The organism is Methanobrevibacter sp. TMH8 (assembly GCF_020148105.1).
Lineage (GTDB): Archaea > Methanobacteriota > Methanobacteria > Methanobacteriales > Methanobacteriaceae > Methanobinarius.
Map to the genome: position 1 here is coordinate 1 of NZ_JAHLZE010000036.1, position 17,135 is coordinate 17,135.

Below are 17,135 nucleotides of genomic sequence, written 5' to 3' on the forward strand. Positions count from 1 at the left end.
AGTGGAGGAATAATAATAGCACAATTTTTTGTAGCATTGCCCTATGCAGTTAGAACATTATATTCTACTTTTAACTATATAGATCCTCGATATGAATTTGTTTCTCGTAGTCTTGGATATAATGAAATATCTACATTTGTAAATGTTACTCTTCCAATGGCTAAAAACGGTCTTTTTGCTAGTGGAATAATATCATTAGCCCGTTGTATAGGAACATTTGCATCAGTACTCTTTGTAGGAGGAGGTATCTTAATGAAAACAGAGACTTTAGCTGTTTCAATGTACCTTAATTTATCTACAGGAGATATAGATATGGCAATTACAGCAGGAATACTTTTAGTGGTTATTTCATTTATAACAATAGCTGTGATGGAAAGATATGCTCAAGAACACCATATATAACAATTATATAAACAATTAATATATATTTGATAATTATGAATATTTAACTAGTATTGATTCGATAGTATCGCTACTATTATTGATTAATTATATACATTTAATATAAATTTGTGATTTTATGTATTTAGAGATTGAAGATTTATCTGTTGATTTAGGAGAATTCCAACTGAAAAATATAAACCTTGATGTTAATGAAGGAGAATATGTTACTTTAATTGGGCCTACAGGAAGTGGAAAATCTGTTTTATTAGAAACAATAATTGGATTTTATTCCCCAGATAAAGGAATTATAAAATTACATGGGAAAATAATGAATAATGTTCAACCAGAAAATCGAGGTATTGGAATAGTATATCAAGATAATATCTTATTTCCAAATATGGATGTTTATGAAAATATCGCTTATGGTGCTAGAAAAAAGTTTTCAGAAGAAGAAATTCATGAAAAAATAGTTAAAATTGCAAAAAAAATGAAAATAGACCATATCCTTCATCGTGATATAGCTACATTAAGTGGAGGAGAAGCACAACGAACTTCACTAGCAAGAACACTCATTGTAGATCCAAAAATAATTCTTATGGATGAACCTTTTAGTGCACTTGACATTACAACACAAAAAAAATTAACAGTTTTGATTAAAAAAATAGTTCGAGACTATAAAACAACTGTTCTTCATGTTACTCATAATTTTAATGATATTTGGAACTTAGCAGATAGAGTAGGTGTTATGAAAGATGGAAAGATCCATCAGCTATCAAACATACATGATGTATTTTCACGACCAAAAAGTGATTTTGTTGCAGATTTTGTTGGAGTTCAAAATATATTTGAAGGAAAAATCATTGAAATTGATTCTGAAAGAGCTATAATAGAATTAAATAATGGTATCCAAATTACAAGTGCAGATACCGAATGTGTACAAAAAATAGACAAAAATAAAAATGATAAAATATTAATAGCTATTCGTCCAGAGAGTATTATATTTTCTAATGAAAAATTTGAATCTTCAGCAAGAAATCAGCTGAAAGGAACAATTATAGAAGTTATAGAATCTGGACCTACAACACTAATTAATGTTGATGTAAATGGAAATATCTTCAAAGGTCTTTTGACAAAAAGTTCTGCAGAATTCCTCGAAGTAGAAATAGAAAAAGAAATTTATATGAGTTTCAAATCATTGAATGTTAATATATTAGATAGCTATAAATCTACTGAAGATTGAATAGCTATAAATCTCTCTGATACATTTACAATATAAATTACTAATTATTAAAAAAATAATTAAAAAACTGAAAATAATAAAAGTAAATGAATAAAAATATTAGAATAAAAATGAATAAAAATAAATAAATAAAATAATAGAATAAGAAACAAATATAAATAAAATATATCTTAAATATTGATTTAAACAACTATAATTTTATCGATTCAAAAAAATCGATTTTAAGCACACCTATCCACTAATATAACTATTTTTTCACTATTATTTTTAGGAATATGAATTACTTCAATTAATTCATCTTTAACCTCTTCAAGATCAACCTCAACAGTAGAAGTAAAAGTTTCTTCAGATACATGAATAACTACTTTTAAACCTTCTTTACCATCATATTCAGATGTGTCAACATTTAAAACTTCTCCAGGAGTGAAGACCCTATTATAGGAAAGTTCTAATATATCATAAACATTAACATTCTTTTTAATATACTCTAAAGTTTCATCACAATCCATTTCTAGTTCTTTAGTATTCATTATCTCACCAAATATTTCTATATAGCTTTAATCTTCGATAACAATTATAGTTTCTTTTTCATCAGTAATATGACCTATTTCAAGTAAATCATCTTTAATATTATTTAAATTAACTCTAACAACATCATTAACAAGATCTCCATTTAAATGCAAAGAAATTATTACTTCCTCTTCCTCAAATTCTTTTTCAACCATAACATCAAGAACTTCTCCTGGTGCAAATACTCTATTGTAAGACAATTCTAAAATGTCTTCTTTCTTTACATTAGATTTAACATATTCTAAAGCTTCATCTGGCTTTAAAACAATTTCTTCTTTCATAGATATCACTTTTTAAATTAAATATAATAATATGATTAATATAATTAGATAGAATTAAATATAAATTAAGTAATTTTCAATATAATTCTTTTTTAAAATAATTCTTTAATAGATTTTTAATATAAATTCTCTAATATAATTTCTTATATTTTTCTAATATAATTTCTTAATATAATTTTTTAATAGATTTTTTAATATAATTTTTTAATGTATTACATAATATATCTTTAATATAATATTATATTTTCTTATAATTATTCAAAATTTTTATTATAATTTTTAGCATAATAATGTTAATAAAATAATTTCAATAATTAGCATATAATATTTTTAATTTAAAATGTTTAATTTTATAATATTTAATAATTCAAAAAGATATTAAAGAGTATTAAAGATTATTAAAAAATATTTAGCTGTTTTAAGTAAAATTATTTTATTAAGATTACAATATAAAGATTCTAAAAATAAAAATAGAAAGAAAAAATAAAAAAGAAAAAGAAAAAATTAATTGGTTAGTAGATTAAATATCTATTTTTTTCTGCAGCTAACCAAAGATTTCCTTTTCCATTTCTTGCTATATCACCAGTGAATTTGATGTATTTACCAGGGAAAGATTTTCCTGCAATGGTAGGATCACTAACAATTTCTTCTTGATTAAAACCTTCAAGAGTTCTTGATAGAGTTCCATTGATAACAATATCCCCATTTTGCATTTGACCACCCGGCCATCTAGTTACATCACCATCAATTTGGATAAGCCCTTTATTCATGTGAATACCGGCGAGAATATCACAGTCGCCTTTGACATGTATTTCTCCACCAGTCAAACATTCACCTAATTGTTTTCCAGCATTACCATGGATAATAATAGATCCACCAGTCATACCTCTCCAATCACCGATGTAAGAAGCACCACAAAATTCTTTTACATTACCTAGGATTTCTAATTCTCCACCAGTCATTTCACGTCCTGCATAACTTTCAGCATCACCATTAACAGTAATACTACCTCCAGCCATTTCAGCACCACAGTGAAGATCTACACTACTATTAGCAATGATTTGACCGTCAGTCATTTTGCTACCAATATATTTAACTCTTCCTAAATCTCCATTAAGAATCATTTTAACTTGAGCAGCATCTTCAGCTTCACCTTCTACTTCTACATCAAAGTAGTCAGAAAGTGGGAATTTTGAATTTCCAATAGGTACCATATACTTATCAAAATCTGATTTTTCCCATCCATAAATTGTATCAGGAATCAATTCATCAAATTCAAGTGCTATTGGAGAAGTTTTCTTTTGATTAAAAGTTATAGTTTTCAAATTAAACACCTCTAATACCTATTTACCTGCTTGAATATCGACCCTGATAGGGTTATGTACATAATGATCATGTACTGGATAGTTTTCAAATTTAACAGTGTAATATTTGTTAAATACAGGCATAATTTTTTCCATAAGTGCATTTTCTTGCTCTTCAATACCTTGAACATTTGTCCATATGGTTTGACTTTCTTTAGTAGAAACAATTTCACCATCTTGAACTATGATTTGTCCATCTTTAATTGTTAGTGCGGCATTACCAAATGCACGTTCAATAGCTTCATATTCATTAGATGGATCGATTTCATTAGGATTGATATCATATACTGCAATATCTGCTCTAGCTCCAGCCCCTAAGTGACCTCTATCAGTGAACCCATAAGCTTTTGCAGGAGCAGCTCTTGAAATAGTAGCAATTTCATTGAAATCATATTCACGATCAAGTGTTGCAAGGGAAGATTTTCTTCCTACAGCCTTATGAACTTCTCCGTTTTCAATCATTTCCATTCTACGTTTGTTACTCATTAACCAGGATATAACTCTAGGATATCTTATGAAAGGACCTGCATTAGGACTGTCAGTGGTTAACATGATTTGCCATGGGTTGTTTACCATTAAGAACATTTCAAGACCAATAGCCCATTGCACAGAGTGTACACTGTTTCTTCCAGAATAAATGAAAGGAACAATACCTGCTGCAGTTTCGAGTTCAATATCTTTATTAGCCCATTTAAGACCATTTAATTGATGAAGATCGAATTCCATAGGAGCATCTGCAGTCATTGTTGTGGTTTCGTCTAAAGTGATTTGACCAACATCACAAGTAACATAATCATTACTGTTAATGAATTTAGCAACGTCTTCTACACCAGACTCGAAATCTCTCCAATTAGTTCCCGCATAAGAATGATATTGGATGTGAGTCATGTGAACAGTTTGATTTCTTACAGGAGAGTTTTTAGAGATGTCTTTAATAACATCCATAGTTCCAACAGTAGTTTCATAGTTACCAGGGTGCCCCAAATCATTTGGGTGAAGGTGTATTGAATGAGGAAGTCCTAATTTCTCATTAGCTTCAGCTAAAGCATGAATAACTTCACGAGAAGTTACATCCCAATAAGGAACAGGATCATCTATACCATGTACATTCATTCCCCAACCCCAAGCTTCACTACCACCAGGGTTTACAATTTTAACACCATACCCTCTAGTGAGTTTTAACCACTGAGAAATAAAAGCAGCCAAATCATCAATATTTTTTTCTTTTGCATATTCTAATACAAACCAGTTGTTACCAAATAATGGTAAAGCCGGAATATCAAGATTAGGAATAGCTGTTATTTCTTCATGAGTGTGTTTTGCTTCTAAAGGAGGCATAGCTGCTTCAACAACAGTTCCATAACCCATTCTTGAATATCTGTAACCAGTTGCAGGACAACTTGGTATAGAGAATCCAGTTTCTGCACGAGTAGCAGCAGTTTTAGGTTTTACTCCTTTTCTTGAATCTTCTGGTCTGTATAATCTTCCTACAACTAATTTCGGCCCAGCAATGTGGGAATGAGGATCAACACCAGCAGCCATTACAACTTTATCAGTTGCATCTAATACTTTAGCATCAGAAGAGACGTTGTCAACGATTTTACCATCTTTAAACATTACGTCTTTCTTTTCCCCATCTATTTCATTAGTAGGATCGTAAACAATACCATTTTTAATTATGTATTCCATTAGATCACCTATTTATTTACCAGCTATTTTTTCGCCTTTAATTTTCTGAACTCTTTCGTGAAGTTCTCTAACAATCCATTCATCGTCCCTACAAGTTTCAGGTTTATCAATAGCCTTTTTCATGTAGATTGGAACACCATCCATTCTATAACTGGTTCCAGCAGCTTCTACACCAATAAATGAACCTGGGAGTACAATATCTGCAAGTTCAGTAGAAGGTCCCCAATGAATATCGATTTGAATAACAGGAATATTGGCTAAATGCCTATTTGCTCCTCCAGGGAAGTGAGCTCCAGGATCAGCAGCTATTACCATAAATACATCAGGTTCTTCTCTTGTTAATAAATCAATAGTGTTAGTTTCACCATTCATGTATCTTGGATAACCTCTTGAGAAGTCAACACCGTATGGGAATCCCATTTCAAATGCCATGAAAATATTAAATCCATTAACATTAAAGTGTCCTCTCATAGGTACAAGATTCCATTTAGTGAATTTATTTAAATCTTGAATTAAATTAATAGCTATATCAATGTTTCTTTGTTTAGATAAAGTATGAGTTAAGCCTAAGCCGAAGAAAAGACAACCATATTGAGTTGTTTTCATAGCTTCAACAAGTTCTTCGATGTCTTCTTTAGGAATTCCAGAAATGACATCTTTTTTAAGCTTTTTACCTCTTAAAACAGCTCTCATAGCATTATAAAATTCATAATCTCCATTTTGTTCAAATCCTACCCATATATCAGACATTTTTGCAGTATCTGTATATCTAGGATCCATAGTTACAATAGTCTTGTCAAATCTTCCTCTTTTTCTGAAGTATCCTCTTGGGAATGCAGAATATCTTCCCATATGTCTTGGGTGAGAATTCATTGCATTGTTTCCAGAGTAAACAATCATGTCCGCCCTATTTTTAACTTCTCCTAATGTGTTAACAGGATATCCTGCGTTTTGAACAGCTTGAAGAGAAGGTCCGTGACAAATAGTAGCTTGGTTATCTAAAACTGCACCTACGAGTTCTCCTAATTTAATACCATGTTTCATGGTTTCAATTGAAGTTTCACTCCATCCATAGAATACAGGCCTTACAGCACCAGCAATAAGTTCTGCAGCTTTATCTAAAGCAGTTTCCCAGTCAGTTTCAACAAGTTCTCCTTCTTCATTACGAATCATTGGAACCATTAATCTTTGGTCCATATCTTCCATAACTTTACTTGCACCTAGACGGCATGCATGTCTTACACCAACAACATGACCATCTTTAACTAAGTAGGTTAAATCATCACAATTACAACCACAGAAAGCACAAGTACAATTTTCAACTATTTCATCATAGTCTGTAATTGGTTCTTCATATGCCATATTTACATCTCCTATCATTCTTCTGGTTTGGTTATACCTACATTAATTCTCTTTTCAGTTAACCTATTAACAGTTTTTTCAGCATCATTATCATATTTCATATAAACTGCTGCCATTAAATCTGCCATAAGAAGTGGTTCTTTATCAGTTTTTTCAATGGTTGCATCAATTCCTTTGTAAGTAGGATCACAACAACAGTAAGTTTCTGGACTTACTACAACATTTGCCCAAGGCCCTTTACAAATGAAAATTTGACCTTCATGAGGAGCATCTCTTGAGTGTGCAGTAAATACTACAACTTCTCCCCAATCAGTTTTTACTAAAGCAGTATCCCAATTTTTAACACCTAATCTTGCCATATCTCTTGGATCCATGTAAGCAGTTCCTGCAACATGACGATATTCGTCTTTTAATGTAGAACCTCTCTTTTTACATGCACCTTGGTAAATATCAGATCCTGTGTTTAACATGACTTCTAATTTATCTCTTTTAGTTGCCATAGGTTCGTCATATTTAACTACATTAGGAACACTTGGTTTGTCAATATATGTCATAAACTAACACCCCTATTCTAAAAATATGGCGTCTACAGGACAGAACATTTGACATGTTCCACATTTTGTACACTTATCATCACTGAAAAGTTTGATGACGCCATTTTCGACCATCATTATTACTTCTTCTGTCCTAGATCCATGTCCACCAGATACTTCTGGACTGATTGAAACATTTACTGGGCATGCCACTACACATACACCACATCCAAGGCAGTTATCTTGATTTACTTTAAGTTCCATATAATCACCATAATTAATTTAGCTAGTTTCTAGCCATTATTCTTTTAGAGCCTCAAACTTATCAATCCAAGATTTAGATTTTGTTGGAGTGTAATCAACATCAGTAATTTTAACATCAATAGCATCTACAGGACATGCTCTTTCACATGCACCACAGTGTATACAAAATTGTTCATCTACATTAATATTTTCAATTATTGTAGCTGGTCCAGGAGACTCAGGGAATGATAAAACATCACAAGGACATACATCAATACAAGTTCCACAAACAGTACATTTGTCTTCATCTACTTCTAAAGTGCCTTTATATTGTTTTTTAACTTTAGCTGCATCAACAGGACAAATTTCTTCACACCAACCACATTTTACACAAGTTTCATCATCAATAAATGAACTTCCAGTAGTGATTGCATCTTCTGGATTAATATCATATTCTCCGTAAGAACAACTTCTACAAGCTGCTTTAATTGCATTTACAGGACATGATTTCTTACAAATTAAACAGTAGACACACTTATCTTTGTTAATTTCAATACTTTCTGCACCAGGGGTTCTATCAACATCAATAGCATCAGCTGGGCACATTTCATCACATATTCCACAGTGGATACAAACATCTTCATCCACTTCAATCTCACCAGTTACTAAGTTTGATCTTTCTGGTAAAGATCTAGCTATAGTAATAGCTTCTCTAGGACATGCAATTTCACATCTTTGACAATAAATACAAGTATCATCATCTATTTCGGCAGATGCGACATAATGAGGATATGAAGCAATTTCAGAAATAGGTTCGTTATCGATAGTGAATTCTAATGCATTTACAGGACATAATCCACTGCACATACCACAGAGAACACATTTATCTTCATCTATATCTATTTTAGATTGGTCTATTTCCTCTCTTACGATAGGTCCCATATCTGCTACTTTAATAGCATCTACTGGGCAAGTGGATTCACATATTCCACAACCAATACAAATATGATCTTTGAAAGACAAATTTCTTATTTCTTCTGCTGATCTTTTAATGTCAAAGCCTTCATCTTTAACTTCTTTCGTATTCGCGATCATTATTTACCTCCAATATTTTTATAGAATTTGTTGGGCATCCTTCTTGACAAAGAAGGCATCCACAACAGCAAATGGAGTTTATGTGAGCTTTCAAGGAGTCTAAACTAACTGCCTTCATTAAGCACAAATCTACACACAATCCACATCCAATACATGAATCTGCAACTTCTGTACGATAATCCCCGTTTTTACAAATTGATACAATTTTACGGGTTTTTCGCTCGTCTTTAAATAAAGTTTGTGTCAATATCAAAAAATCTTTTGGACACATGTTTGTTATAGTCTTAGCTACATCAATTGAATTCCAAGATAAATTTCTACCATTAAGGTAGTGAGAAACAGTAGAGCGGTCAATATCCAGCTCATCTGCAATCATTTGCTGATTGAAACCTTTTTTTTTAAGTTCGATTGCAGCTAAGTATTTAAGACCAGAAGCTATATGAGTTGGCATGTTCTTTCACCATGTGTATTATATACACATTTGATTCTTATTAATATAAAGATACCTACTAGAAGAATATAGAAATACTTATATATTAGAGTGTAGTATACACACATCTAATGAATTTTAAAAACAAATAAAAAATGATTTAAAGAGCAATTAGTATCAAATAATAATAAAATTAATAAAATAAATGATAAAAATAGATTAATTAAAAAAATATAAATATAAAATCGTTGTAAACAGAATATAACGATTTTCAAAAAATAGAAAAATATGGTGAAAATACTTAAAAATTAGGAGATCCAAAACTATTTTTTAATAAATTTATTTATAAATAAAATTTAAAAAAATGAATAAAAATCATTACAAAAAAATGAAAAAATAAAATGAAAAAATTATAAAAAATTATGAAAAAATATAATGAAAATATGATGAAAATAACAAAAATATTATGTAAATATTATGAAAAAATCATACTAAAATTATTGGAAAAAATGAGAAAAAATGAGAAAAATGTGAAAATCTTATTAATTTTTAAAAAATTATTAAAATTATAAAATTAAATAATTAAATATTTAAATATAAATTATTTTTAAAATTATTTTTAAAATAATAATTATAAAATTAAATAATTATTAATAATTAAATTATAAAATTAAATATTATTTTATTGAATCTTTAAGATTAGATTCATTAATGATTTTCATTAGTATAATAAGGTTCTCTATTATTGATACCTTGTAAAAATATAGATTTAAGTTTATCTTGCGAAATACCCTCTCTTATTGGACCAATTATATCAATAAGATTGTCATTTCTAAGTAAACATGGTTTAATTTTTCCTTCTGGAGTTATTCTGAGCCTAGTACAATTTTCACAAAATTTAGTGTTATCCATTGGTCTAACAACTTCAATTTCACCATCATCAATGAAATATTTTTTTCTGTCTTGCATAAACTTACGAGTTTTGATCTTTTCAGCCATATTCTCCAAATCTTTTTCTAATGGTCCCATATCAAAATGATATTCCTCACTAAAAGCATTATCATCACAATTTTCGGATTTCATTAACTCAATTAATTGAAGAACAATTCCATTTTCTTTTGCAAAATCAAACATTTCCATTACTTCATCATCGTTTATTCCTTTCATGATGACCATGTTTAATTTAACTGGATTTAAACCAACTTCAACAGCTTTTAATACTCCTTTTTTTGCTTCTTTAAGATAGCTTTTTGATGTAATTTTTTTGTAAGTATCTGGATTTAATGTATCAAAACTAATATTGACTCTGTTTAATCCTGCATTAAACAAATCTTCAGCATATTTATCTAATAAAATTCCATTTGTAGTTATTGAAATATCTTTAAAATCTAAGGAAGCTGTTTTTTCGACAATTTCAACAATATCTTTCCTAATAAGAGGTTCTCCACCAGAAAACCTTATTTTTTTGATACCTAAAGATTTAGCTACTTTTAAAATTTGAAAAATCTCATCAGGAGTCATTTCTTTATCAGAAGGCATCATACCATCATGATGACAATATAAACAATTTATATTACATCTATTAGTTATAGAAAGACGAAGAGAAAAAATTGGTCGATTATACTTATCTTCCACTTTATTTTGTACCAGGGTTTCTACCAGAGTTTCTGTCGAGGTTTCTGTCGGGGTTTCTACTTGGTTTTCTAAATTATTATTTAGATTATTTACCCTATTTTTTCCTTTATCAAAAGAAGGATCTTTATCAATATTATCTTCCATAAAAGGAGATATGTTTTCCCCTATATTATTCTTTGTTTCCATTATTAATCACAATTTCTATTTTTTCGAGATCTTTAATTCCATATTCTTCAGTTTTTAGTGATTTTAACATTCCAATAATACTATTTTTCATGAAAATATTTACAAAAGAATTTAAACCAATAACTTTCTCATTGATTGATAAATGTACATCGATATCATCAAGATCATCTATATCAAGATTTTCTTGATTGATAATAGCTTTTCCAATAGCTTCACCATTATTTAAACCACAATTATTAGTGTAAAGAGTATCAATAATATCATAACTATGTTTTTCAATGAAATCAACAAGTTCTGGTATTTCTTCATCTTTTATATTTAATGCATCAATATTTCTTAAAGTAAAATCATCAACAATTTCTTTTGATGTTGATATTTTTGGATAACTATAATTTTTAAAACCTTCAATTACAACAAAATCAGGTTCATCAATTATCTTTATTAAAAAAAGTATTCTTTCTAATGGTAAATCTTTAGCTATATTGAAAAAAGTCCGACTACCAATACCAACTACAGTTTCAGAACCTGCTTCTTTATGTTTCCAAGTATCAGTGTTTTCTCTATCCATTTCAAGCATGTGATGAGAATGTTTAATACTAGCTACTTTTAAATCTCTTTTTCTTAGTTCTTCTATAATTTTGACAGTTAGAGATGTTTTACCAGTATCTTTTTTACCTACAACGGAAATTATTTTAATAATAGCACTTCCATTAATTTACTTATTAGAATAATTTTATAAATAATCAGGATAATCTTATTTAATACATTATATTTGTATTAATAACTTTAATTTATAATTATTTTAAATTTATAATTATTCTAAATAATATAAATAATATAACAATTTATATTATAACAATTTATATTTATTTTAGATTATTAGTTTTAAAATTTTATATTATATATTATAATAAAATATTATAATTAATAAAGAATTATATTATAATTTAATAATATTATGTTTTAATCGATATAATATCTAATTAATAATTTATAATAATAATAATATTATTTTATATTTATTAGTTTATAATTTAATTTAAAAAGTTTATCTTATTATCTATTTATTTTTCATCAATATTAATTTTTTGATTAAAAACGTTGAAAATGAATTTATTTTATCCCATATCTAACATTATCATGTTAATACTAATCAATCAACGCATAATAATTTTTATAATGATTATAAAAGAAAAAAGAAGAAAAATAAAATTGAGATATTATATATACCCCCTCATTATGAATATGGTTTTAATCAGATGAGCGATTTAGGATATCATTTAAAGAGGTATTCATTTGGGTGAAATTTTAAAAGTGAAATCTCTATTTTATTTTCTTCCTATAAAAATGAAAAAACTTAAAAATTAAAAATTTATTTTTTATAAGAATTTTTTATAAGAATAAATAATCCATTATTTTGAATCACTATTTAACTAAAAAGATATATCCCAATATAGTTAAAATAATAAGAAATAGCTAAGTAATATTTTTAATTATTAAACTTTTTAAATAATATAAAAATATCACAGCTATATTCTTTACAATTCATTCATAATTTACGGAGATTTAATCTCTTAATCCTTTATCTGGATAGTCTGACAATGGAGAAAGTACAGAATCATCTTCAATTCCAGTATTATAACCATAAATAGCTTTGATTTTGCTATTAATTGCATCCCAAAACTGAGCAACAGGAATTTCAGAAGGACAAACTTCTTCACATTGTCCACAATTTGTACAGGAATCAGCCATGTGTACTAATCTTCCTAAATGGAATGATGGTGCAGCTGGAATTAAACCTTTAGTTATCCAATCAGGCCCTCTTGTTTCCAAAATACAATCATCACAGTAACAGATAGGACAAGCTTCACGACAGCCGAAACATTTCATACATCTAGAAAATTCATCTTGGAATTCAGCGAAAACAGACAAAATATCTCCTTCAAGATCACCATAATCTCTATCTTTAGCTTTATCAGCTATATTTAGCATGGATTGGTTGATTTTTTCTCTGATTTCAATGCCTTTAGGATTAGGTTCTTCAGTTTTAACAACACCTTCAGAAATAGCTTTATCGAGAACATCTGCACCTTTTTGGGAAAACACTTCTACAAAAGTAGCTTTTCCAGCTAATGGACCTATAACTCCCCAGTTTCCAAGAGCCATATCTGCCATTTGAGGTATATTTACGTCACATCTTTGACAATTAGTTCTTCGACCCCAGCCATTTTCTTCAAGTTCATCAATACTTATTTCTTTTTCATCATTTTTGGTTTCAATGATTAATTTACCTTTTGCAATTTCTTCTTTAACTACATCATCAGGGTTTAATTCAAAAATTTCATCAATCATGATTCTAGTTTTATTTGGAGGCATTGTTCCTCCACAATTTACACCAACCATGATTAAATTATCTTCTATAACTCTTCCCTTCTTAATAAGTTCTCTTAAAGTCATTGCATCACATGGTTTACATGTTACAGCAACTTTTATATCTTTTAAACCATCTAAATATCTTTCAACAACTTTAGCTAAGTTAACTGTACCACAATGGAGAGAACCTGCAGATTTTTCTATATCGTTAGGATCAGTTATTAATGTAGGAACAGCATCATATAAATCTACACCTTCTTCAACAGCTAATACTGCATCAACAATACCTTTTTCAAGCATGTATTTCATTAGTGTAGTTACAGCTCCACCATATTCCCCTTTGCTAGCTATGTCATCATCAGCAGACCACATATAACACATATCATTTACTTTTACTGACATTGAAATCACTCCATTTTTTCAACAGAAACTGCACAGACTTTTAATTCTGCCATTTTAGATTTAGGATCTAATTCTCTACCTGTTGTTAAATAGTTAGCAGCACATTCAAAGAAGTGCATTGGAATATTTACTTCTCCTTCCATAATGTCTGGTGTCACTCTTGCAGGAATTTCAATTTCCCCTCTTCTAGATTTTACTTTAACAGTTTCTCTGTTTAAAATACCTAATTTTTTAGCATCTTTATCATTAATTTCTACATAACCAGTAGGTAATTCATTATCTAAAGTTTTACATCTTCTAGTCATACTTGCATGATAGTGGAACAAAGTTCTTGTAGTAGTTAAAACTAATGGATAATCATTATCTGGAAGTTCAGAAGGACCAATATAATCAGCAGGTTCAAATACACCTAATCCATCAGGATGTGCAAATTTATCTACATGCATAAGTCCTTGACCAGGATGTTCTTCATCAGGACATGGCCAATGTAATGCTTCTGGTTTTTCTAATCTTTCATATGTCATTCCTCTGTATTGAGGAGTGATCATTCTCATTTCATCAAATATTTCTTGAGCATTATTATATGTGAATTGTTCTGGTTCTGCACCCATTCTAACAGCTATTTCTTTCATAATCTCCCAATCATATTTTGCTTCACCAGGAGCTTCAACAGCTTTACGAACTCTTTGAACTCTTCTTTCACCATTGGTGAAAGTACCTTCTTGTTCACCCCAACCTGCAGCTGGGAAAACAACATCAGCATATCTAGCTGTTTCTGACATGAAAATATCTTGAACAACTAAAAAGTCTAAATTCTCCATAGCTTCAATAACATGATTTGTATCAGGATCTGAAAGAACTGGATCTTCACCTGTAATATACATAGCTTTAATGTTACCATCAGCAGCAGCATGCATCATTTCAACAACAGTTAAACCTGGTGCACACCCATCAAGTGTACAAGTCCAATTTTGCTCAACAACTCTTTGAGCATCCTCATTAACAACTTTTTGGTATCCTGGATAGTCAGTAGGAAGAGCACCCATATCACAAGCACCTTGTACGTTATTTTGGCCTCTAAGTGGGTTAACACCAGAACCAATTTTACCAATATTACCAGTTAACATAGCTAAGTTTGCATTAGCCATAACATTATCAGCCCCATGCCTATGTTCTGTAATACCTAATGAATAAACAATAGCTGCATTTTCTGCTTTTGCATACATTAAAGCTGCTTCTTTAATTTTTTCTGGATCAGTTTCAGCTAATTCTGCAACATAATCTAGATCATATTTAGCTACAGTTTCTTTAAGTCTCTGATAGTTTTTAGTTCTATTTTTAATAAACTCATCATCTTGTAAATCATTATCAATGATAATTTTCATCATTGCATTTAATAATGGTACATCTCTACCAGACCTAAATTCGATATACATATCAGCTAATTTTGCTGTTGGAGTATAACGTGGGTCAGCAACAATAATTTTTGCTCCATTTTTCTTAGCCCTAATAACTCTTCTACCAAACAATGGATGAGCTTCCATATTGTTAGAACCAATTATAAATATAACATCAGCACTTTCAATACTTATGAAATCATTTGTCATAGCACCTGAACCAAATGTTCTAGCAAGTCCTGCTACAGTAGGTCCGTGACAAATTCTTGCACAATGATCCACATTGTGAGTACCAATAACTTTACGAGCAAATTTTTGAGTAATATAAATATTTTCATTTGGAGATCTTGCACAAGCTAAAAATCCAATATCATCTGGGTTATTAGCTTTAATTTCACCAAGCTTGGATGCAACTAAATCTAAAGCTTCATCCCATTCAGCTTCTCTAAATTCTCCATTTTCTTCTTTAATTAATGGCTTTGTAAGCCTATCTTCTCTATGAATAAATTCATGAGCGAACATTCCTTTAGGACATAATTTTCCTTCATTTACTGGATGTCTTTTCCATGGTTCTACACCAACAACCTTTTCATCTACGACAACAAGGTTAAGTCCACATCCAGTTCCACAATATGGACATATTGTAGGAACATATTTCATTTCAACCATTTAATACTCTCCTTAAATGACTTTAATATTAATTTAATAAATTATTTATTATTCTTTTTATTCAATTAGCCTAATAGTGTACTATTAGTGTATTTAAACTAATATTTAAATATTTAAACTAGATTCTTAATAATATTGTAAAATTAAGTCCATAGTTTATTATTTATCAGTTTATTTTATCCAGTTCAATGGTTCATTAAACAGTAGTTCATTAAAATATTTGATTAATAATTTAATTGTTTTATTTATTTTAATTATTAATTATTAATTATTTCATTAACATTTAATTTCATTAACATTTAATTGTTTACTAATCTACATTCAACTATATTAGAATTTATTATACTATTTTATATTATTTATTGATTTAAAGGTCTTTAAATATATAGTTATCTATTAATATTAGCTATTAACAGTTTTAATCCTATTATTACCATTAACATCAAAATCCAAAAAGATTACTCATTTTATTAATAATAGAATAATTTAGATAAATATAGTTATAATAATAAAATATATATTAGTAATACTGAATTAATTTTAGCCATAGTACAGAAATATTATAAAAACTACTTAATTAATAAAATCCATGATAACAATGTAAAAACAGAGTCAATAACAATGTATAAATTAATAGTGTGCTTGAGTAACAGTAGTTAATAGTAGTTAATAGTTAATAGTAATAATAGTAATAGTATTAGTCATGCTAATATTAGTGGTATTTTGGCAGCTATTGAAGTAAATAGAGTATTATAGAGTTATTTGCAATTTAGTACTATTAGTGATTTTATTAGATCAATATTAACATTTTACTTAGATAGATAAAGTAATTATAGCAAGTATTGTAGCATTATAACTGACCAGAAGTAACAGTAGTATAACCTAACATATATTACTGCATTATTTAGTAGAGTATTACTAGTAGTGTATTGATATTGTAAATCCTTGAAGTTAGGAACTCTTATTTTTATAGTTGTTCTTATCTTGTTTTTTAGCTAAATTATGCCAATATAATATCAAAACACATTCATTTATCTATGGTAATTACATTATTATTTATCATTTTACATTATTAAATGAACTAAACTAATTGATTTTATGTATTTGAATCTTGGCCTCTTAGATACGTGTACCAGTACAGGACTCCGACGAAGATTGCACCACCAATAATATTTCCAATAGTAACTGGAATTAAATTGTTAACAATACATTGATACCAAGTAACTTTCCCTAAGAAAATCCCAACAGGTATGAAAAACATATTAGCAACAGAGTGCTCAAA

The 17,135-nt window shown here is 29.0% G+C and carries 16 protein-coding genes; 2 read left to right on the top strand and 14 right to left on the bottom strand.

Annotated features, from left to right (window positions below; all coding sequences use genetic code 11):
• Positions 1-402: ABC transporter permease subunit (locus KQY27_RS07840; RefSeq protein ID WP_224426026.1), on the top strand; the 402-nt coding region annotated here is incomplete at its 5' end.
• Positions 403-520: 118 nt separating this feature from the next.
• The gene (locus tag KQY27_RS07845) at positions 521-1,624 is read left to right on the top strand and encodes an ATP-binding cassette domain-containing protein (RefSeq protein ID WP_224426027.1); all 1,104 of its coding nucleotides are present in this window, start codon (positions 521-523) and stop codon (positions 1,622-1,624) included.
• 221 nt (positions 1,625-1,845) lie between these two features.
• Here KQY27_RS07845 and KQY27_RS07850 read toward each other — a convergent pair whose 3' ends face one another.
• The 14 genes from KQY27_RS07850 to KQY27_RS07915 form a co-directional block, all read right to left on the bottom strand.
• Positions 1,846-2,154, bottom strand: a complete 309-nt coding sequence (locus KQY27_RS07850) for a DUF2097 domain-containing protein (RefSeq protein ID WP_224426028.1) — start codon at positions 2,152-2,154, stop codon at positions 1,846-1,848.
• A gap of 27 nt (positions 2,155-2,181) precedes the next feature.
• Complete coding sequence (locus tag KQY27_RS07855; RefSeq protein WP_224426029.1) at positions 2,182-2,475, bottom strand: DUF2097 domain-containing protein; 294 nt, start codon at positions 2,473-2,475, stop codon at positions 2,182-2,184.
• Between the two features lie 512 nt (positions 2,476-2,987).
• Complete coding sequence (locus tag KQY27_RS07860; protein ID WP_224426030.1) at positions 2,988-3,809, bottom strand: formylmethanofuran dehydrogenase subunit C; 822 nt, start codon at positions 3,807-3,809, stop codon at positions 2,988-2,990.
• A 9-nt stretch (positions 3,810-3,818) separates the two neighbouring features.
• Complete coding sequence (locus KQY27_RS07865) at positions 3,819-5,528, bottom strand: formylmethanofuran dehydrogenase subunit A (RefSeq protein WP_224426031.1); 1,710 nt, start codon at positions 5,526-5,528, stop codon at positions 3,819-3,821.
• Between the two features lie 12 nt (positions 5,529-5,540).
• The gene (locus KQY27_RS07870; protein WP_224426032.1) at positions 5,541-6,890 is read right to left on the bottom strand and encodes a formylmethanofuran dehydrogenase subunit B; all 1,350 of its coding nucleotides are present in this window, start codon (positions 6,888-6,890) and stop codon (positions 5,541-5,543) included.
• A gap of 14 nt (positions 6,891-6,904) precedes the next feature.
• Positions 6,905-7,390, bottom strand: a complete 486-nt coding sequence (locus tag KQY27_RS07875; RefSeq protein WP_342765753.1) for a molybdopterin dinucleotide binding domain-containing protein — start codon at positions 7,388-7,390, stop codon at positions 6,905-6,907.
• Between the two features lie 66 nt (positions 7,391-7,456).
• The gene (locus KQY27_RS07880) at positions 7,457-7,687 is read right to left on the bottom strand and encodes a 4Fe-4S binding protein (protein ID WP_224426034.1); all 231 of its coding nucleotides are present in this window, start codon (positions 7,685-7,687) and stop codon (positions 7,457-7,459) included.
• Positions 7,688-7,723: 36 nt separating this feature from the next.
• Positions 7,724-8,761: a tungsten-dependent formylmethanofuran dehydrogenase subunit FwdF gene (gene fwdF, locus KQY27_RS07885; RefSeq protein WP_224426035.1), complete on the bottom strand. Its 1,038-nt coding sequence runs from the start codon at positions 8,759-8,761 to the stop codon at positions 7,724-7,726.
• The gene (locus tag KQY27_RS07890) at positions 8,736-9,212 is read right to left on the bottom strand and encodes a helix-turn-helix domain-containing protein (RefSeq protein ID WP_224426036.1); all 477 of its coding nucleotides are present in this window, start codon (positions 9,210-9,212) and stop codon (positions 8,736-8,738) included. Before KQY27_RS07890 ends, fwdF begins: the two co-directional genes overlap by 26 nt.
• A 687-nt stretch (positions 9,213-9,899) precedes the next feature.
• A complete protein-coding gene (moaA, locus tag KQY27_RS07895; protein WP_224426037.1) occupies positions 9,900-11,012 on the bottom strand; it encodes a GTP 3',8-cyclase MoaA in 1,113 nt (370 codons plus the stop codon).
• Positions 10,996-11,727: a molybdopterin-guanine dinucleotide biosynthesis protein B gene (gene mobB, locus KQY27_RS07900; protein WP_342765754.1), complete on the bottom strand. Its 732-nt coding sequence runs from the start codon at positions 11,725-11,727 to the stop codon at positions 10,996-10,998. Before mobB ends, moaA begins: the two co-directional genes overlap by 17 nt.
• 851 nt (positions 11,728-12,578) lie before the next feature.
• Positions 12,579-13,787, bottom strand: a complete 1,209-nt coding sequence (locus KQY27_RS07905; protein WP_224426038.1) for a Coenzyme F420 hydrogenase/dehydrogenase, beta subunit C-terminal domain — start codon at positions 13,785-13,787, stop codon at positions 12,579-12,581.
• Positions 13,788-13,792: 5 nt separating this feature from the next.
• Positions 13,793-15,853, bottom strand: a complete 2,061-nt coding sequence (gene fdhF, locus KQY27_RS07910) for a formate dehydrogenase subunit alpha (protein ID WP_224426039.1) — start codon at positions 15,851-15,853, stop codon at positions 13,793-13,795.
• A 1,096-nt stretch (positions 15,854-16,949) separates the two neighbouring features.
• Positions 16,950-17,135, bottom strand: a 186-nt coding sequence (locus KQY27_RS07915; RefSeq protein ID WP_224426040.1) for a formate/nitrite transporter family protein, incomplete at its 5' end; no start/stop codon positions are given.

Bases quoted from the DNA above. Each gene is read 5' to 3' on its own strand.
- KQY27_RS07875 (WP_342765753.1), bottom strand. From the start codon at position 7,390: ATGGCAACTAAAAGAGATAAATTAGAAGTCATGTTAAACACAGGATCT.
- KQY27_RS07855 (WP_224426029.1), bottom strand. From the start codon at position 2,475: ATGAAAGAAGAAATTGTTTTAAAGCCAGATGAAGCTTTAGAATATGTT.
- fdhF (WP_224426039.1), bottom strand. From the start codon at position 15,853: ATGGTTGAAATGAAATATGTTCCTACAATATGTCCATATTGTGGAACT.
- KQY27_RS07850 (WP_224426028.1), bottom strand. From the start codon at position 2,154: ATGAATACTAAAGAACTAGAAATGGATTGTGATGAAACTTTAGAGTAT.
- moaA (WP_224426037.1), bottom strand. From the start codon at position 11,012: ATGGAAACAAAGAATAATATAGGGGAAAACATATCTCCTTTTATGGAA.
- KQY27_RS07905 (WP_224426038.1), bottom strand. From the start codon at position 13,787: ATGTCAGTAAAAGTAAATGATATGTGTTATATGTGGTCTGCTGATGAT.
- KQY27_RS07880 (WP_224426034.1), bottom strand. From the start codon at position 7,687: ATGGAACTTAAAGTAAATCAAGATAACTGCCTTGGATGTGGTGTATGT.
- KQY27_RS07890 (WP_224426036.1), bottom strand. From the start codon at position 9,212: ATGCCAACTCATATAGCTTCTGGTCTTAAATACTTAGCTGCAATCGAA.
- KQY27_RS07870 (WP_224426032.1), bottom strand. From the start codon at position 6,890: ATGGCATATGAAGAACCAATTACAGACTATGATGAAATAGTTGAAAAT.
- KQY27_RS07865 (WP_224426031.1), bottom strand. From the start codon at position 5,528: ATGGAATACATAATTAAAAATGGTATTGTTTACGATCCTACTAATGAA.
- KQY27_RS07845 (WP_224426027.1), top strand. From the start codon at position 521: ATGTATTTAGAGATTGAAGATTTATCTGTTGATTTAGGAGAATTCCAA.
- fwdF (WP_224426035.1), bottom strand. From the start codon at position 8,761: ATGATCGCGAATACGAAAGAAGTTAAAGATGAAGGCTTTGACATTAAA.